Origin of the sequence: Enterobacter cloacae complex sp. 397G4, assembly GCF_050031515.1 — a bacterium.
Taxonomy (GTDB): Bacteria; Pseudomonadota; Gammaproteobacteria; order Enterobacterales; family Enterobacteriaceae; genus Enterobacter; species Enterobacter hormaechei_C.
Genome location: NZ_JBLGWE010000003.1, coordinates 40,279 through 57,672 on the forward strand (window position 1 = coordinate 40,279; position 17,394 = coordinate 57,672).

Annotated in this window: 19 protein-coding genes and 3 pseudogenes; 7 read left to right on the forward strand and 15 right to left on the reverse strand. The window is 54.8% G+C overall.

Going from position 1 to position 17,394, the window contains the following annotated elements; all coding sequences use genetic code 11:
- Window positions 1-32: 32 nt before the first annotated feature.
- The 8 genes from ACQG1Y_RS25520 to ACQG1Y_RS25555 all read right to left on the reverse strand — a co-directional run bounded on the left by ACQG1Y_RS25520 (window position 33) and on the right by ACQG1Y_RS25555 (window position 4,147).
- Window positions 33-1,037, reverse strand: a complete 1,005-nt coding sequence (locus ACQG1Y_RS25520) for an IS110-like element IS4321 family transposase (RefSeq protein ID WP_000427623.1) — start codon at window positions 1,035-1,037, stop codon at window positions 33-35.
- A 78-nt stretch (window positions 1,038-1,115) separates the two neighbouring features.
- Window positions 1,116-1,673 (reverse strand): recombinase family protein, encoded by a 558-nt coding sequence (locus ACQG1Y_RS25525; protein ID WP_003100847.1) that lies wholly within the window; start codon window positions 1,671-1,673, stop codon window positions 1,116-1,118.
- Window positions 1,667-2,038 (reverse strand): hypothetical protein, encoded by a 372-nt coding sequence (locus ACQG1Y_RS25530; RefSeq protein ID WP_003100853.1) that lies wholly within the window; start codon window positions 2,036-2,038, stop codon window positions 1,667-1,669. Before ACQG1Y_RS25530 ends, ACQG1Y_RS25525 begins: the two co-directional genes overlap by 7 nt.
- Window positions 2,035-2,535 (reverse strand): hypothetical protein, encoded by a 501-nt coding sequence (locus ACQG1Y_RS25535; RefSeq protein ID WP_003100856.1) that lies wholly within the window; start codon window positions 2,533-2,535, stop codon window positions 2,035-2,037. Before ACQG1Y_RS25535 ends, ACQG1Y_RS25530 begins: the two co-directional genes overlap by 4 nt.
- The gene (locus ACQG1Y_RS25540; RefSeq protein WP_003100858.1) at window positions 2,532-2,858 is read right to left on the reverse strand and encodes a hypothetical protein; all 327 of its coding nucleotides are present in this window, start codon (window positions 2,856-2,858) and stop codon (window positions 2,532-2,534) included. Before ACQG1Y_RS25540 ends, ACQG1Y_RS25535 begins: the two co-directional genes overlap by 4 nt.
- Before the next feature lie 254 nt (window positions 2,859-3,112).
- On the reverse strand, window positions 3,113-3,469 hold the full coding sequence (locus ACQG1Y_RS25545) for a cupin domain-containing protein (RefSeq protein WP_000215515.1): 357 nt from the start codon (window positions 3,467-3,469) through the stop codon (window positions 3,113-3,115).
- Window positions 3,459-3,860: a HepT-like ribonuclease domain-containing protein gene (locus ACQG1Y_RS25550; RefSeq protein ID WP_001293886.1), complete on the reverse strand. Its 402-nt coding sequence runs from the start codon at window positions 3,858-3,860 to the stop codon at window positions 3,459-3,461. Before ACQG1Y_RS25550 ends, ACQG1Y_RS25545 begins: the two co-directional genes overlap by 11 nt.
- Window positions 3,857-4,147: a nucleotidyltransferase family protein gene (locus tag ACQG1Y_RS25555; protein ID WP_001247892.1), complete on the reverse strand. Its 291-nt coding sequence runs from the start codon at window positions 4,145-4,147 to the stop codon at window positions 3,857-3,859. The genes ACQG1Y_RS25550 and ACQG1Y_RS25555 overlap by 4 nt, the downstream gene beginning before the upstream one ends.
- Before the next feature lie 158 nt (window positions 4,148-4,305).
- On the opposite strand from ACQG1Y_RS25555, the pseudogene ACQG1Y_RS25560 reads away from it, so the two are divergent.
- Window positions 4,306-5,124 (forward strand): annotated as a pseudogene (locus tag ACQG1Y_RS25560) (DUF4158 domain-containing protein); the annotation flags it as partial.
- A gap of 19 nt (window positions 5,125-5,143) precedes the next feature.
- On the opposite strand, the gene ACQG1Y_RS25565 reads toward ACQG1Y_RS25560, so the two are convergent.
- Window positions 5,144-5,848 carry an IS6-like element IS26 family transposase gene (locus ACQG1Y_RS25565; protein ID WP_001067855.1) on the reverse strand — a complete coding sequence of 235 codons (705 nt, stop codon included), beginning with the start codon at window positions 5,846-5,848 and terminating at the stop codon, window positions 5,144-5,146.
- A gap of 235 nt (window positions 5,849-6,083) precedes the next feature.
- Between ACQG1Y_RS25565 and nhaA the strand changes: the two genes are divergently transcribed.
- The gene (gene nhaA / locus ACQG1Y_RS25570) at window positions 6,084-7,235 is read left to right on the forward strand and encodes a Na+/H+ antiporter NhaA (protein ID WP_001000602.1); all 1,152 of its coding nucleotides are present in this window, start codon (window positions 6,084-6,086) and stop codon (window positions 7,233-7,235) included.
- Between the two features lie 192 nt (window positions 7,236-7,427).
- On the forward strand, window positions 7,428-8,132 hold the full coding sequence (locus ACQG1Y_RS25575; protein ID WP_045347821.1) for an IS6-like element IS26 family transposase: 705 nt from the start codon (window positions 7,428-7,430) through the stop codon (window positions 8,130-8,132).
- Window positions 8,133-8,190: 58 nt separating this feature from the next.
- On the opposite strand, the pseudogene ACQG1Y_RS25580 reads toward ACQG1Y_RS25575, so the two are convergent.
- Window positions 8,191-8,307 (reverse strand): annotated as a pseudogene (locus tag ACQG1Y_RS25580) (DUF4158 domain-containing protein); the annotation flags it as partial.
- Window positions 8,308-8,401: 94 nt separating this feature from the next.
- Between ACQG1Y_RS25580 and ACQG1Y_RS25585 the strand changes: the two are divergent.
- From ACQG1Y_RS25585 to mrkJ, 3 genes and pseudogenes are all read left to right on the forward strand, one after another.
- A complete protein-coding gene (locus tag ACQG1Y_RS25585) occupies window positions 8,402-9,007 on the forward strand; it encodes a recombinase family protein (RefSeq protein WP_000509966.1) in 606 nt (201 codons plus the stop codon).
- A gap of 3 nt (window positions 9,008-9,010) precedes the next feature.
- A pseudogene (locus ACQG1Y_RS25590) lies at window positions 9,011-9,556 on the forward strand (IS5 family transposase); the annotation flags it as partial.
- Between the two features lie 333 nt (window positions 9,557-9,889).
- On the forward strand, window positions 9,890-10,606 hold the full coding sequence (mrkJ, locus tag ACQG1Y_RS25595) for a cyclic-di-GMP phosphodiesterase MrkJ (RefSeq protein ID WP_004149658.1): 717 nt from the start codon (window positions 9,890-9,892) through the stop codon (window positions 10,604-10,606).
- Window positions 10,607-10,640: 34 nt separating this feature from the next.
- On the opposite strand, the gene mrkF is transcribed toward mrkJ, so the two are convergent.
- The 5 genes from mrkF to mrkA all read right to left on the reverse strand — a co-directional run bounded on the left by mrkF (window position 10,641) and on the right by mrkA (window position 16,179).
- Window positions 10,641-11,276 (reverse strand): type 3 fimbria minor subunit MrkF, encoded by a 636-nt coding sequence (gene mrkF, locus ACQG1Y_RS25600; protein ID WP_002916122.1) that lies wholly within the window; start codon window positions 11,274-11,276, stop codon window positions 10,641-10,643.
- Window positions 11,277-11,289: 13 nt separating this feature from the next.
- Window positions 11,290-12,285: a type 3 fimbria adhesin subunit MrkD gene (gene mrkD, locus ACQG1Y_RS25605; RefSeq protein WP_426737428.1), complete on the reverse strand. Its 996-nt coding sequence runs from the start codon at window positions 12,283-12,285 to the stop codon at window positions 11,290-11,292.
- Entirely contained in the window at window positions 12,276-14,762 is a 2,487-nt protein-coding gene (gene mrkC / locus ACQG1Y_RS25610; RefSeq protein ID WP_000813718.1) for a type 3 fimbria usher protein MrkC, read from the reverse strand. Before mrkC ends, mrkD begins: the two co-directional genes overlap by 10 nt.
- A gap of 11 nt (window positions 14,763-14,773) precedes the next feature.
- The gene (gene mrkB, locus ACQG1Y_RS25615) at window positions 14,774-15,475 is read right to left on the reverse strand and encodes a type 3 fimbria chaperone MrkB (RefSeq protein ID WP_000820818.1); all 702 of its coding nucleotides are present in this window, start codon (window positions 15,473-15,475) and stop codon (window positions 14,774-14,776) included.
- Window positions 15,476-15,570: 95 nt separating this feature from the next.
- Window positions 15,571-16,179, reverse strand: coding sequence for a type 3 fimbria major subunit MrkA (gene mrkA, locus ACQG1Y_RS25620; RefSeq protein WP_032676100.1), 609 nt, complete (start codon window positions 16,177-16,179; stop codon window positions 15,571-15,573).
- Between the two features lie 180 nt (window positions 16,180-16,359).
- On the opposite strand from mrkA, the gene ACQG1Y_RS25625 reads away from it, so the two are divergent.
- The gene (locus tag ACQG1Y_RS25625; protein WP_000654812.1) at window positions 16,360-17,328 is read left to right on the forward strand and encodes an IS5-like element IS903B family transposase; all 969 of its coding nucleotides are present in this window, start codon (window positions 16,360-16,362) and stop codon (window positions 17,326-17,328) included.
- The last annotated feature ends 66 nt before the right edge of the window (window positions 17,329-17,394 follow it).

A 17,394-nucleotide genomic window follows, 5' to 3' on the forward strand; every position in this document is an offset into this window, starting at 1 on the left:
CAGTAATTCTTTAAACCGGTGTATTTCTGCCGTTATGCTACATAAGTTTGCTGTCGTGCCGTTAGGGCCCAGGCTATTCTGGCCAGCTTGTTTGCCAGAGCACAAGTGACGACAAAGTTGCTTTTCCGGCACAGTAAATCCCTGACCCAATCGGCCAATTTGCCAGACTGGTGTTCCAGTTTTTGTATGAATACCCTGGCACATTGAACCAACAAAGTTCGGATCTTTTTATTACCTCGCTTACTAATTCCCAGCAATGTCGTCCTACCTCCCGTGCTGTACTGCCGAGGTACAAGCCCTGTTGCCGCCGCAAAGTCACGGCTGCTGGCGTACTGCTTCCCGTCGCCAATCTCAGTTGAAATAGTACTCGCTGTCAGTGTTCCGACGCAGGGAATGCTCAGCAAGCGCTGTCCAACCTCATCTTCGTCCAACTTTCGTTTCAACTGGGATTCCAAATCTTTAATCTGCTCAACAAGATAGTGATAATGCTGTTGTAATTTCAGCAATAACTGGCTGAGGTAAAGAGGCAAACTATTATCCTCAAGAATGGTACTCAGTCGGCTAATAACGGCAGCTCCTCGGGGAACGCTAATGCCAAATTCCAGCAGAAAAGCATGCATTTGATTGGTTGTTTTTACCTTATCCTGAACCAGGGATTCACGGACACGATGCAGAGCCCGCATTGCCTGCTGAGATTCCGTTCTGGGCTGCACAAAACGCATAGACGGACGCGATGCAGCTTCACAAATAGCTTCGGCGTCGACAAAGTCGTTTTTATTGCTTTTAACGAACGGGCGGACAAATTGTGGTGATATCAGCTTTGGGGAATGCCCCAACTCTTCCAACTTGCGTGCCATAAAGTGAGAACCGCCACAGGCTTCCATTGCGATGGTTGTAGCGGGGCATGTCGCCAAAAATTCGATCAACTTTGGCCGGGTAAATTTTTTACGGTAAACAGCCTTCCCGCGACGATCCTGGCAATGAATATGGAAAGAGTTTTTACCCAGATCGATACCAATGAGCGCAATGTTTTCCATGATAGTTCTCCGAATGAAAGCCTGTCCTCAGCATAGTACCGGGAAGGAGGGAGTGACCATCTCATTAAATAAAGCACGCTAAGCGTGCGTGGAGGCTGGCACCCAGCGGTACAGCGTCGGAATGGACACGCCGAGGTTCTTGGCCACGTCCTTGGGCGGCACCCCGCTGGCCAGCAGCTTCTTGGCCGACTCGATCTTGCTGTCGGTCATCTTCGGCTTGCGGCCGCCTTTGCGGCCGAGCTGCTTGGCGACTTCCAGCCCGGCGCGGGTGCGCTCGACGGTCAGCTCGCGCTCCATTTCGGCAAGGCTCGCCATGACGTGGAAGAAGAACCGCCCGGATGGTGTGCCGGTGTCGATGGAGTCGGTGAGGCTCCTGAACTGGACACCGTGCTTGTGCAGATCGCCGACCAGATCGACCAGTTGCTTGACCGACCGGCCCAGCCGGTCGAGCTTCCAGACGACCAAAGTATCGCCTTCGCGCAGCATTTCGAGCGTCTTGGCCAAGCCAGGCCGGTCTGCCCGCGTGCCACTCACCTTGTCCTCGAAGACCTTTTTACATCCGGCCTTGCTCAAGGCTTCGCGTTGCAGCTCCAGGTTCTGATCCTGCGTCGAGACGCGCGCATAGCCAATCAACATGGCTTGTCTCGCGCCCGGTCGATGCGTTCCTGCATCGCCTGCATCACTTCTTCGTGGGTGTACGATCTGGCGTTGGCGTCGGTGGCTTGCCGCAGGGCTTCCTCAACCTCGCGCGTCATCCGCTCGTAATCCTCCGGCCACAGCGCTTGCTCCATGCGCAGCGACGCCTGACCCAGCAGGTGCAGCAGGCTGAACAGCCGCATGTCGTTGGTGGCGACGATGCGCTCCCGAATCTGCTCCTGAATAGCTTCGCTAGCCCGATGCGCTTGTGGTGTGGCAGTCCCCTCGTAGTCAGCGGGGAATTCCGCTTCCTCGGCAATCCTTGCCCAGGCGCTGGCCAGCGCCTCGATGGTTGACGTGCTCATTTCCGCCGCTCCTGTGCTCTTTGGCGAATCAACCGGCCAAGGGGCCTCGACGCGAAAACCAGCAGCATCACGCCTATCGGATACCAGGTCGAGAAGACCACCAAGGCATCGAAGGCTGGCCGTCCGGTGTTGGTAGGCAGTACGGCGGTCACAGCCATCAACCCGCCGACCGTCCAGATGATGCGCCACACGTAGGGCATCACGCGGGGCACGTAGCCGTCATCGAAAGCGGTCTGGTAGTAGCGGCGCAGGCCGCGCTCGGCAAGCGCCTGGCGCTGCCGCTCCGACAGCGCATCCGTCCGGCCATACCAGCGCCGGAATGGTGGACAGCGCAGCAGCAAAGGGGTGAAGAGGATCATCACCGCCACGATCGCGACACCCCACGCCATGACGGCGCCGGCATCGGGCCGCTTGGCGTTCTCGATCACGGGCGCGAAGACGCCCGGAGCACCGATCATCCAGAACAGCGCAATGTGCTGATGGAAGGAGAGCTTCATTTGCTCATCCACTTGCGCAGCAGGCGCTTTTTCAGGGAGGCGCGTTCTTGCGGGTTGCGTCCCTTGTGATTGGCGATGCGATCCGCCGTGGCGGCCTGGCGCTTGACGGGCCAGTAGGAGCGGCCATCCTTGCCCATCGACCAGACGCTGCTGGCCTGGTTTTCCAGCAGGGGCAGATGGGCGCTCAGGGCTTCGGGCGACGCGCTGGTCAGCGCCGTGCGCTCACGGGTGCGCCAGCGCTGATGCCAGAGCTTCTTGTCCTCGCGCTCGCTGCCGCAGGTCGTGTGCCCGACGATGGGTGTTTTGCGGCGGCTGCGGCTCATAACGTAGTGGTCTCCAAGAACATTCAGGACTGATCCCAGGCGTCGATGGTCAAGACCTGATCGGCAGGACAGGCGGCTACGCGGTCGGGAACTGGATGGTGTTCAGTCTCATGCCGACCCCATTCGATTGATCGCGTCGCTTGCGGCACGCTGCGACGCAAGGAGGTTTGCGACCTGGTTTAGCAGCCGTGTCCGCTGCATGTCTGTTACCTATCTCCCCGACCGCTCATTGGACCAACTCCAGAGATTGGGCTCTATCGCTCAGCCAATACGAAACCGGCATTGGCTGATGCCACAACCGAGACTAACACAAATGGCTCGGTACCTGTATTTCGCGCCCCGTGCACTTGGCCCGGTCTTGCCACGGCTATCTCACCTTCCCTGAGGGCACGAACAATCCCATTGCCCTGAAAGTAATCAGCCATTCCCGACAAAACAGTCCACGTGTCTTGGCCGTGAGGATGAATGTGAGCCGCAATTTCCTGCCCGGGATGGACATGCCAAACCACGATAATTGAGTCTCGGGTTTCAAGCACAACGGAACGAATAGGCTCGCCTTCGGACGGCTGAACATACTCGGCTACAGAAAATATTCTCGATTCAACAGTCATCGGAGATCCCTCTTTCACAGTTGTCGTTACGGTCTTCATCGTCGGCATCCTGACGCACGGCGGGCAATTGCTGGAGCAACGCCGGCAGCCATTCCTGTACCGTCTCCCACACCACATCGAGGTTGATGTCGAAATAGCCGTGAGCCATGCGATTACGCATATTGCGCATGCTGCGCCACGGCACGTCGGCATGCGCCTGGGTGAACTCGACGTAGCCATCCATCACCTTTGTGGCCGCCTCGCCGATGACGATCAGGCTCATGATGACGGCCTGCTGGGTGCGCTTGTCGGCCAAGAAGTCGTCCTTGGCCATCCCTTCCACGAAGCTGCGCGCATCGGTTGCGGCCTGCTGAATGTGGTCGAGGTAATCGGGCAGGCGGTTCTCGCTCATATCGGTTGCGCCTCCGCGAGCACCTTGGCCCGGAACTTCGGCGGCAGGTCGCCGGGAGTCAGCAGATCGACGTCAACGCCGAGCAGCGATTTCAGTTCTTCTTCCAAATCGCCCAAGTCCAACAACGTGGCACCGGGCAGCGCATCGACCAACAGGTCGAGGTCGCTGCCATCCCGGTCGGTGCCATGCAGCACCGAGCCGAAGACGCGCGGGTTCGCGGCGCGAAAGCGGCCTACCGCTTCACGCACTGCGCTTCGCTTCATGTCAAGCACAACAGACGGTCGCATGCGCATCCTTTCTTATCGAAACTCGTTGAGATGATATGCAATCAAGAATAGAATTTCAAGAACTATTTTCGAGAATCGCAATGCCTTGATTCCCGTGCCGCGCCGGTTGCCTTGGCGGGCTTGTCACAAACCTACGTTTTCAAGAAGAAGGAAACCGCATGCCCCGCCGTTCGATCCTCTCCGCCGCCGAGCGCGAAAGCCTGCTGGCGTTGCCGGACACCAAGGATGAGTTGATCCGTCACTACACGTTCAGCGAAAGCGACCTCTCCATCATCCGGCAGCGGCGCGGCCCGGCCAATCGGCTGGGCTTCGCGGTGCAGCTCTGCTACCTGCGCTTTCCCGGCGTCATCCTTGGCGCTGATGAGCCACCGTTCCCGCCATTGCTGAGACTGGTCGCCAACCAGCTCAAGGTCGGCATCGAAAGCTGGGACGAGTACGGGCAGCGTGAGCAGACCCGACGCGAGCACCTGGTCGAGCTGCAAACGGTGTTCGGCTTCCAGCCGTTCACGATTGGCCACTACCGGCAGGCTGTCCAGTTGCTGACCGAGCTGGCCATGCAAACCGACAAGGGCATCGTGCTGGCCAGAGCCTTGATCGAGCACCTGCGGCGGCAGTCGGTCATTGTGCCCGCCCTCAACGCCGTCGAGCGGGCGAGCGCCGAAGCGATTACCCGCGCCAACCGGCGTCTCTACGACGCCTTGGCTGAGCCGCTGACGGACGTGCATCGCCGTCGCCTCGACGATCTGCTCAAGCGCCGCGACAACGGCAAGACGACGTGGCTGGCCTGGCTGCGGCAATCCCCGGTCAAACCGAACTCGCGGCACATGCTGGAACACATCGAACGCCTCAAGGCGTGGCAGGCGCTCGACCTGCCCTCCGGCATCGAGCGGCTGGTTCACCAGAACCGGCTGCTCAAGATCGCCCGCGAGGGCGGCCAGATGACGGGCACTGTTGCAAAGTTAGCGATGAGGCAGCCTTTTGTCTTATTCAAAGGCCTTACATTTCAAAAACTCTGCTTACCAGGCGCATTTCGCCCAGGGGATCACCATAATAAAATGCTGAGGCCTGGCCTTTGCGTAGTGCACGCATCACCTCAATACCTTTGATGGTGGCGTAAGCCGTCTTCATGGATTTAAATCCCAGCGTGGCGCCGATTATCCGTTTCAGTTTGCCATGATCGCATTCAATCACGTTGTTCCGGTACTTAATCTGTCGGTGTTCAACGTCAGACGGGCACCGGCCTTCGCGTTTGAGCAGAGCAAGCGCGCGACCATAGGCGGGCGCTTTATCCGTGTTGATGAATCGCGGGATCTGCCACTTCTTCACGTTGTTGAGGATTTTACCCAGAAACCGGTATGCAGCTTTGCTGTTACGACGGGAGGAGAGATAAAAATCGACAGTGCGGCCCCGGCTGTCGACGGCCCGGTACAGATACGCCCAGCGGCCATTGACCTTCACGTAGGTTTCATCCATGTGCCACGGGCAAAGATCGGAAGGGTTACGCCAGTACCAGCGCAGCCGTTTTTCCATTTCAGGCGCATAACGCTGAACCCAGCGGTAAATCGTGGAGTGATCGACATTCACTCCGCGTTCAGCCAGCATCTCCTGCAGCTCACGGTAACTGATGCCGTATTTGCAGTACCAGCGTACGGCCCACAGAATGATGTCACGCTGAAAATGCCGGCCTTTGAATGGGTTCATGTGCAGCTCCATCAGCAAAAGGGGATGATAAGTTTATCACCACCGACTATTTGCAACAGTGCCGCCTCGTCGTGAGGACAGAATTTGTCTACGGGCGTGGGGTCAGTCCAATCAACGGCTCGGAAGTGTCTAGATTATCCGTGGCGATTCAATTATTCTAAAGTTTTCGACCGCTATACACTCTTATCATTCTTTGTTAATCGTTTATTAAGATAATAAATATAAGGACGAAACCATGAACGATGTCATTCGTGACTTTTTCAAAATGGAATCAGCTGGTGGTATTCTTCTCGTGATTGCCGCGGCAATTGCGATGACCATTGCTAACTCACCGCTGGGCGAAACTTATCAATCTGTACTGCATACTTATGTATTTGGTATGTCAGTTTCTCACTGGATTAATGACGGCCTAATGGCTGTTTTCTTCTTACTCATTGGCCTTGAAGTTAAGCGAGAGCTGCTTGAAGGTGCGTTAAAATCAAAAGAAACCGCAATTTTCCCTGCGATTGCAGCGGTTGGCGGTATATTAACTCCTGCTCTTATTTACGTAGCCTTTAATGCCAACGATCCTGAGGCGATTTCTGGTTGGGCAATTCCAGCGGCGACAGATATCGCTTTTGCTTTAGGTATCATGGCGTTATTAGGTAAGCGTGTACCAGTAAGCCTAAAAGTGTTCTTGCTGGCGGTTGCTATCATCGATGATTTAGGTGTAGTTGTTATTATCGCGCTATTTTACACCGGTGACCTGTCGACCATGGCGTTGCTTGTTGGCTTCATCATGACTGGTGTCCTATTCATGTTGAATGCGAAGGAAGTAACAAAACTTACGCCATACATGATCGTCGGTGCGATCTTATGGTTCGCGGTGCTTAAATCTGGTGTTCACGCAACATTGGCAGGTGTAGTGATTGGTTTTGCTATCCCACTAAAGGGAAAGCAGGGCGAACATTCTCCACTTAAACATATGGAGCACGCGCTTCACCCATACGTGGCATTTGGTATTCTGCCTCTATTCGCATTTGCCAATGCGGGGATTTCGTTAGAAGGCGTATCGATGTCAGGTCTAACTTCAATGCTGCCACTCGGTATTGCTTTGGGTCTACTGGTTGGTAAGCCTCTAGGTATCTTTACCTTTAGCTGGGCAGCGGTAAAAATGGGCGTTGCTAAGTTACCTGAAGGCGTTAACTTCAAGCATATCTTTGCGGTATCTGTGTTGTGTGGTATTGGCTTTACAATGTCTATCTTCATTTCCTCTTTAGCGTTCGGAAATGTAAGTCCTGAATTTGATACCTATGCTCGACTCGGTATCTTAATGGGTTCTACGACAGCAGCATTACTTGGCTATGCCTTACTGCACTTTTCTTTGCCTAAGAAAGCGCAAGCGTAAGATAAAAATGAGCTATTTTGTAAAGCCTCCCAATCGGGATAACACCGATCAGTTAAGGCATTGATCAGTTGAACGATCCTACGGATGGTTAACAATACCCTCAGTACACTAATTGCTGAGGGTATTTTTGGCACTGTTGCAAATAGTCGGTGGTGATAAACTTATCATCCCCTTTTGCTGATGGAGCTGCACATGAACCCATTCAAAGGCCGGCATTTTCAGCGTGACATCATTCTGTGGGCCGTACGCTGGTACTGCAAATACGGCATCAGTTACCGTGAGCTGCAGGAGATGCTGGCTGAACGCGGAGTGAATGTCGATCACTCCACGATTTACCGCTGGGTTCAGCGTTATGCGCCTGAAATGGAAAAACGGCTGCGCTGGTACTGGCGTAACCCTTCCGATCTTTGCCCGTGGCACATGGATGAAACCTACGTGAAGGTCAATGGCCGCTGGGCGTATCTGTACCGGGCCGTCGACAGCCGGGGCCGCACTGTCGATTTTTATCTCTCCTCCCGTCGTAACAGCAAAGCTGCATACCGGTTTCTGGGTAAAATCCTCAACAACGTGAAGAAGTGGCAGATCCCGCGATTCATCAACACGGATAAAGCGCCCGCCTATGGTCGCGCGCTTGCTCTGCTCAAACGCGAAGGCCGGTGCCCGTCTGACGTTGAACACCGACAGATTAAGTACCGGAACAACGTGATTGAATGCGATCATGGCAAACTGAAACGGATAATCGGCGCCACGCTGGGATTTAAATCCATGAAGACGGCTTACGCCACCATCAAAGGTATTGAGGTGATGCGTGCACTACGCAAAGGCCAGGCCTCAGCATTTTATTATGGTGATCCCCTGGGCGAAAAGCGCCTGGTAAGCAGAGTTTTTGAAATGTAAGGCCTTTGAATAAGACAAAAGGCTGCCTCATCGCTAACTTTGCAACAGTGCCCTGCCTAATGTTTTCCAGGTCATCATCGCCCAGCGTGTAGAACTTCAGTAGCGACAGTTCGTCCGTGGGCAGATCGAACAGCGCTGCTCGCTGCCGTTCGGTGAAAATATGGCGTCGTGACATACAAATTCGTCCCTTTTGAAGTATAGTCTGTTTTGGACAACAGCCAGCCCATATAAATCAGGGCGTTCCGATACAAAAATCCAGGAGGGTTCAATTGGGACATCGTGCCGCCATTTACTGCCGGGTTTCAACAGCGGATCAGTCTTGTGAACGCCAGGAATTTGATCTGCGAGCCTTCGCCGGCCGTGCCGGCTACGACGTGGTGGGAATATTTAAGGAAACAGGTTCAGGAACTAAACTCGACCGGGCCGAGCGAAAGAAAGTCCTGGCGCTTGCCCAGTCCAGACAAATTGATGCAATCCTGGTCACTGAGCTTTCCCGGTGGGGGCGCTCGACGCTCGATCTGCTCAATACGCTACGTGAACTGGAGAACTGGAAGGTTTCCGTGATAGCCATGAATGGAATGGCGTTCGATCTTTCGTCGCCGTATGGACGAATGCTGGCGACGTTTCTTTCCGGCATTGCGGAGTTTGAGCGGGATCTCATCAGCGAGCGGGTCAAGTCAGGCCTTGCTGTTGCGAAGGCACGTGGTAAGAGGCTTGGTCGTCAGGCCGGAGTGCGACCAAAATCAGACCGACTTTTGCCTAAGGTGGTTGCGATGAGGGCCGAGGGACGCAGCTATCGCTGGATCGCACGCGAGCTCGGTATCAGCAAGAATACCGTCGCTGACATCGTGCAACGACACAGAGCTAACGCTTAGGGTGTCATTTCGCCCTCAGCCGGAACCGACCCCAAAGAGCAGCAACGCGATCCGGAGATGCATCAGACCAAGAAAGGCAATCAGTGGCACTTTGGCATGAAGGCCCACATTGGTGTCGATGCCAAGAGTGGCCTGACCCACAGCCTAGTCACCACCGCGGCCAACGAGCATGACCTCAATCAGCTGGGTAATCTGCTTCATGGAGAGGAGCAATTTGTCTCAGCCGATGCCGGCTACCAAGGAGCGCCACAGCGCGAGGAGCTGGCCGAGGTGGATGTGGACTGGCTGATCGCCGAGCGTCCCGGCAGGGTAAAAACCTTGAAGCAGCATCCGCGCAAGAACAAAACGGCCATCAACATCGAATACATGAAAGCCAGCATCCGTGCCAAGGTGGAGCACCCGTTTCGCATCATCAAGCGGCAGTTCGGCTTCGTGAAAGCCAGATACAGGGGGCTGCTGAAAAACGATAACCAACTGGCGATGTTATTCACCCTGGCCAACCTGTTTCGGGTGGACCAAATGATACGTCAGTGGGAGAGATCTCAGTAAAAACCGGAAATAACGCCAGAAATGGTGGAAAAAATAGCCTAAATAGGCTGATTCGATGTGTTTGCGGGAAAAAAATCGGCCCAGATCCGCGAAATTTTAATCAGCGAGTCAGCTTGGGAAGAAATGACCTGCTTATTCGCACCTTCCTTAACAAAGCCATCAGCGTATTGCCGCTCTCCATCAATGCTAAATGTTCTCCCGGTAAATCAGTAGCGGATAAAGCGTACTTATTCGCTGTTGATTTACATTTCCCGCCATTCCCATTAATCATCAGGTAGCCTATAATTAATGTATCCTCTGCCTATTGTCTGACTAACCTCGTGAAGAGGGATAATGAACACTAAAATATTCGAAGACAACATTTTATCTCGTAATGATATCGCTGTACGCTACGTCTTTCAGAAAATGTTTTCCCCACAAGGTACTCTGGTCGCGGTGGAATGCTTAAGCCGCTTTGATAATCTTTCTATTTCCCCCGAAGATTTTTTCCGCCATGCTACCGCCGCCGTTCGTGAACGTATTTTTCTCGAACAACTGGCACTGATTGAAAAGCATAAAGCCTGGTTTTTACGTAACCATATTTCCGCAACAATTAACGTTGATGACCATATCCTGAACCTGTTGCGCCAGAAGGATATAAAAGCCAAAATCGCCGCCCTGACCTGCGTCCATTTCGAGGTAACCGAAAACGCCGAGAATCTGCTGCATAATTCTCTTGCCGCCTGGCAGAGCCCACAGGATACCTCACTGTGGCTCGACGACTTCGGCTCCGGCTACGCGGGAATTAACGCTATTCGCGGTTATCACTTTGACTATGTGAAAATTGATAAGGATTTTTTCTGGCACCTGATGCGCAAAGAGTCCGGCCGCCAGCTGATGGATGCGCTGGTGACCTTTTTATCGCGCAACCATCATAATGTGATTATTGAAGGTGTCGAAAGCGAAGCCCATAAAGAATGGCTGCAGGGAATGGAGTGGTTTGCTATCCAGGGACATTACTGGCGGGAAGTCAGTATTGAACAACTGGTCGCCGATGATATTGCCATGTAAAAAAAGCCGGGAATTCCCGGCTTTTTAACGTCACTTAATTATAAACTAATTCCCACGTTGCCCAGCTGGTAATCGGCCCGCTGGTGGCGCTTTTCGGCGTTGGCGAAACATAGCCAACGTAATAGGTGAACAGGCCGCCGCTGACCGCGCTTTCCTGCAAACGCACCTGATTTTGCTGCGGGTCCGCCGGGACAATTTTATTACTCTTATCCAGAGTATTATTATCGTTAGTCGATAGGGCCAGATAAATATTCTGCGCTCCATCCGGCAAGGTATTGGCCAGATACCCGGCGTTTTCGTTACCGACCGCCGTCAGTAAAAAACCATCGACCCAGCGCACGCTGACCCGACGCACCTCATCCTGCGAAGCTGCTCCACCATCATGACGTAGCTGGCAGTTTGACAGCGCCAGGGTAAAAGGCTGCGGCTTCATAAACGCCCCGGCCCCGCGATCGTGGACTTCCGCCAGGCTGACCGGCGCCAGCCAGACATTACCGCTGCCGGCATGCTGGCCGCCGTTTAGCGCGACGCTACAGGAAATATCCGTCACCCGCCCGGCAAAATCGACCCGTCCGCGATCGTAATTGGTCTCAAAACCCCACGCCGAGGGGGCGGCGAGGCTGCCGCAAAATAGCAGCCACGCGATAGTGTTTTTCGGCAATCCCTTCATTCCCCCTCCCGTATTAATCGTACGTCAGGTTAAAGATCATATGCGACTCCACCTCGCCGGTGCTGGTCGTCGGGCCATACTGATAAAAACGCGCGTGCAGCGGTATGGTGATGTAGCGGGTCTCCTGATTATTCAAGCGGCCGACGGCGTATTTCTTATCAAACTGCAGCGGGGAGCCATCCTTCAGCACCTGGATGCCAATGCCTTTCGCCATCCCGCTGCCGGCTTTTTCATTCAGCAAGGCGCCCATGGTAGCGGTAGTGCTGGTGGCCAGGGTACCGGAGAACGAGGTGCTAATGTTGGCATATCCCGTTTCACTCAGGCCGCCGTTGCACTGCAGGTCGATATTAAAATCCTTCCCGCCGGCGGTGGTGCCGACCCCTTTCAGGTCGGTGCGCCGGATGGAACCCACATCGACATTCATATTTTTCCCGCTCAGCACTGAACAGGAGGGCGAGACCACGGTGATGGCGTTGGCGCTCAGATAGGTTTCGAGGATCGGGTTATTGCCGCTCTCCCAGTCGTAGGAGGTGTACTTACCCGCCACCAGGGTGCCGCTGCCGGTGGTTGCCGCGGTTTTGATAATCTCCAGCGTAAAGCGCGACCCTTCGAGGGAATAGTCGGTGGTGTTATATACCCGGGACGAATAGACGTCGGGATAGACGATATTCACCGTCGCGCCGCCGCGGCTGAAACGCATGCCGATTCCCGGCACGTTGGTGGAGTAGATTTTATTTCCAAGGTCCGTGGCCCCTGGCGACACGATCTTCGCCGCAAAGCGGTTGGTGCCGGAAGTACAGCGATAGCTTGCCCCGCCGGGAGCGCTCATCGTCCAGTCGCGGGTAAGGATCACCGAGCCCACCGGCAGATCCGGGGGCACCACCACCCTGCCCACCACCATGTCCAGCATCACCGTTGGCGATGAGAGACGCGTACAGGAGGCCCAGGACGAGGTGGTTCCCAGCGCCATTAAGACGATAAAAAGCGTTAGTAATTTCCTCAGCGACATACGCTATCCTTTGTTGTTTGCTGTCCCAGATCCACCGAACACTGCCCGCCGCTCCACTTCACAATCGCGCGTTTGGCGTTCGCATCGCTGATAAACATCATGCTGCCCTGGCCGACAACGCCGATCTCCTTGCCGTCGGGGGAGAAAATACTTGCCGCAAACGGCAACGGCTCGTGGTTCGCCTGGCGCGCCTGCAGGGTGAGGTTGTTCTGCACCTTAGTGCCGAACGCGACCTTAACCACGCTGCCTTCCCACGGCACAACCTGCGCCACGGTGCGATCGAAGGCCACGTCGTCATGGCTGCCTTTCGGGTCGATTTCCACGGCGTTAATCCGGTACGGGCGCAGATACGGCAGGATGGCGTAACCATTGCTGTCCACACGGGTGCCCGGCGATCCCGGAAGCATCGCCCCGGCCGCGTCTTTGGCTTCAATCAGGGCCATCGTCGAGCCGCTTTCCGGTGAGAGCACCACGCCGCCGCTGTGGGCGATCATCGTCCCGCTGGCGCCAATGCCGCTCTGACGATAGCCTTCGCCCTGGCTGTAGCTGCCGTTGAGGGTGGTCCATGGCGTACGGTAGCTGCCGTTGAGCGCCACATCATGCTGACCGCCGGTGGCGGTGGTGGTCGACACGCCGTAGTTAAGGTTGTTTTCACTGTCCAGCGAACCGTTGATACCAATCTGCGAGCTGGCAAAGCGCGAGTTATTGAACGAGGTGTTCGACGTCAGGTTGGCGGTGCGGTTATCGCCAAACCACAGCGGGTAGCTGAAGTTGAGTGAAATACGATCGTCGCGACGATGACCGGAGCTGTCTGGCGTATAGACGCGCTGCGCGCTCGCTGACCAGGAGAGACGACCAAATGAATTGTTGTAGCTGACCTGATACTGCTTCTCGGTCCCGGAGCGGTTCCAGTAATCGGAGATACGGCCGCTGAGATAAAACCCGCCCCAGCCGTCCGGCAGGTTCTGGTTCACCGTGAAGGTCATGCCGTTTTTTTGCCGCCACAGGGTGTAGTTGCTGCGACTATTTTTTTCCTGATCGACGGCGTACAGCGCGTCGTTGAGGTTGTAATAACCTTTCGTCGAGTAGCGATACGCCGCCAGCACGATGCTGGTCTGGGTATCGGTAAACATGCGGTTAAAGGTCGCGCGATAGCTCTGACCCGAGTCATCATGGGCATCGCTCTTCAACCGCGAATGGGTGACGTCAAAAGAGAGCGCGCCGATGCCGGTGTTCATCCCTGTCCCCACCAGGAAGGCCTGATAGTCGTCAAAACCGGTGACCCCGGTGTAGCCGGTCAACAGATTGTTGATCCCGTGCTGCCAGGTCGCCTGATAGAGCATCGGCTTGTTGCGCAGCGCGCTGTCGTCCACTTTACCGGCGGAGAGCGCGTAGCGGGTCATTCCCGGACGCAGCAGCTGGGCGACGGAAGCGTAAGGCACGCTAAACACTTCTACCGAGCCATCCGCTTCTTTCACCGAGACCTCAAGATCGCTGCCATAGCCGGAAGGATAGACATCCTGCAGGGTAAACGGTCCGGGCGGAACGGTGGTCTGATAGATAATATTGCTGCCCTGACGCACGGTGACGAGGGCGTTGCTCTGCGCCACGCCGCGAATTTCCGGAGCATACGAGCGCATGCCGTCCGGGAACATATTGTCATCGGTGGAAAGATTAACCCCGCGCAGACCGATGGTGTCGAAAAATTCACCATTGGTGAAAATCTGCCCGCCGCTGACGATGGAGTTGAGCTGTGGGATAGGGCGCTGGAGATAGGTCTGGTTGCTGTTCCAGTGCGCTTTACCCTGCTGCTGCTGCCAGTTCAGGTTGCCGATGTGCTTCAGCAGCCAGCCGTCCCACGACAGACCGGCGTTGACGCCCAGATAGGCGCTGCTGTTATCCGACCCGCCTACCGAAGAGGTGTGGCTGTTCCAGGCGTTCGCCATCCAGCCAAGATTGAGCGCGGTAATACCTTTGTCCCAGAACTCCGGGCTGACATAGTTTTTCAGGCGTTGATCTTCATAGATCTGCGGTACCGAAATGTTCAACCGCAGGGAGGACTGGACCAGGTTGTCTTTGACGTTTTCTTCGTTGCGCCAGGATTTGAGGCTACCGCAGTAGCCCTCCTGCTCGCTCAGCTGCGGATTGAGCTTTTCCGCCGCGATGCCATATTGGGCCAGCATCGCTTTGGTGTAGCAGACGCCCAGCCGACCATCTTTATCGCGCGCGATGCGTAAATCGTAGCGCCCTTTCCACTCGTCGTTGGTGTAGACGTCAAGGGAGTAAGTTCCTTCGGTAATCGCGCTGGTCGAAAAGCGCGACAGATCGACCTTTTCGCGACTGCCGACAATAAAGCCGTCGTTAAACTGATATACCGTTCCCGGGTTTTCCTGTCCGCTGGAAAATGGCGGAAAGCAGCACAGCGCGATGGCGATCGCGGTGCTTAATCTTCCCGGGCAGAATGACCTCTGCTTCATTAGCTTTTCCCTTATTTAACGGCCACTTTCACTGCGACATCGGCGCCATAGTCATTAATGTTGTTAACGGTCAGGGTTTCGCCGCGGTTGACGGCGGAGGAGAGCGCCACCGTCTGGCTGGACTGCGGCGCCAGCATCACGGTTTTGCTGTTCAGGGCTTTACCGCCGTCGCGGGAAATACGGCTGACGGTAATGTAGAACGGCGTCGGGTTGTTGATGGCGAGACTACTGCCGCTGGCGGTCAGGGTCAGCTTCTCGGCCGCCGCATCGCGGTTGCCCAGTCCGGCAGGACGATAAATAAATTTAAAGCGCGAACGGATCGCCAGCTGCAGCACGTTCTGGCCTTCATTTTTCTGATTGGCCACCACCGGCGGAATTTCCAGCAGATTCAGCCACCACAGCGTCTCTTTATCTTTCGCCAGACCGGCGCTGCTACCGAGCTTAATACGCAGCGTCTGGCCGCTCTTGGCGTCAACGCGCGAAATCGGCGGGGTGATAATAAACGGGGTGGTAATGGTATCCGGTGTGGCATCGGCATCGCCGTTATCCAGCCAGGCCTGCGCCAGCGCCGGACGGTCGGCGTTATTTGAAAGCTGTACCGTTATTTCTTTTTCATTTCCTGGATAAATAAAGCGGGTACCGTTAACAATAATATTGTTGGCATGGGCCGCAAAACTAAAAATGAAACAGAAAAAAAGGGCAATACGCTTCATGCTGACCTCAGAATAAAAATACAAGCGGCGGACATTGCCGCTTTATTATTGTTATTAACTGCCCCATCGCGGGGCAGTTTTATTTTCTGACGGAATTACTGGTAAGTAATTTCGTAAGTCGCGTAGCTGTTAACCACACCGGTGGTTACCGTGGTCGGCGCGCTGGTGGCGTAGCCTACGTAGTAGGTGAAACGCGCGCCATCAGCTACAGCGGAAGCGTCGCCTTTCGCTTTCGGCTGAGTGCTGCCACCCGGGATGATTTTGTTGGTCAGCGCGGTAGCGTTGTCAGTAGACAGCACCAGCTGGATGTTCTGAGCACCGGAAGCTTCGGTGTTCGCCAGGTAGCCCTGTTGTTTGCTGGTTGCGCCAGCCAGCAGGTTACCGCCGGTCCAGTTCACGCCCAGTTTGCTTACGTCATCCTGTTTAGTGCCATTAGCAGCCTGGCACTTAGAGACGTCAATGGTGAAAGATTTCGGTTTCAGGTAAGTATCCGCTGCTGCCGCTTTAACTTCAGTCAGGGTTACCGGAGACAGGTAAACGTTCGCATCGCTGCCCTGGCCGTTAACGGAAACAGTACAGGATACATCGGTAACTTTACCGAAGAAATTAACCTGGCCGCCGCCAACATTGGTATCAGCTGCATGGGCAGCAGTCATGCCAAAAAACGCGGTTGCCATTGCTGCAGAAAGAAGAACCTTTTTCATTGCCATTTCCTTGTCAGAGTGAATTACGAATCAATGAGCACACTGTGAATTCGCATAGAACCAGAAACATCAGGCGATGCTGATTTATGCCACTGTTAACGAAAAAGACTTTAGTAGATTGGCCACTATATTTCCATACACTTTTTATGGTTTAGTTGAATAAATCGAACTTTTGCTGAGTTGAAGGATCAGATCACGTATCTTCCCGACAACGCAGACCGTTCCGTGGCAAAGCAAAAGTTCAAAATCACCAACTGGCCCACCTACAATAAAGCCCTCATCAACCGTGGCTCCATAACTTTCTGGCTGGATGATGAAGCTATTCAGGCCTGGTATGAGTCAGCAACACCTTCTTCACGAGGCAGACCTCAGCGCTATTCTGACCTTGCCATCACGACTGTGCTGGTCATTAAACGCGTATTCAGGCTGACCCTGCGCGCTGCGCAGGGCTTTATTGATTCCATTTTTTCTCTGATGAACGTTCCGCTACGCTGCCCGGATTACAGCTGTGTCAGCAGGCGGGCAAAGTCGGTTAATGTCAGTTTCAAAACGCCCACCCGGGGTGAAATCGCACACCTGGTAATTGATTCCACCGGGCTGAAGGTCTTCGGTGAAGGCGAGTGGAAAGTCAAAAAGCATGGCCAGGAACGCCGTCGTATATGGCGTAAGCTGCATCTGGCAGTTGACAGTAAAACACATGAAATCATCTGCGCTGACCTGTCGCTGAACAATGTGACCGACTCAGAAGCCTTCCCGGGTCTTATCCGGCAAACCCACCGGAAAATCAGGTCAGCCGCCGCCGATGGAGCTTACGATACCCGGCTCTGTCACGATGAACTGCGGCGTAAGAAAATCAGCGCGCTTATCCCGCCCCGAAAAGGTGCGGGTTACTGGCCCGGTGAATATGCAGACCGTAACCGTGCAGTGGCTAATCAGCGAATGACCGGGAGTAATGCGCGGTGGAAATGGACAACAGATTACAACCGTCGCTCGATAGCGGAAACGGCGATGTACCGGGTAAAACAGCTGTTCGGGGGTTCACTGACGCTGCGTGACTACGATGGTCAGGTTGCGGAGGCTATGGCCCTGGTACGAGCGCTGAACAAAATGACGAAAGCAGGTATGCCTGAAAGCGTGCGTATTGCCTGAAAACACAACCCGCTACGGGGGAGACTTACCCGAAATCTGATTTATTCAACAAAGCCCCTGACTATA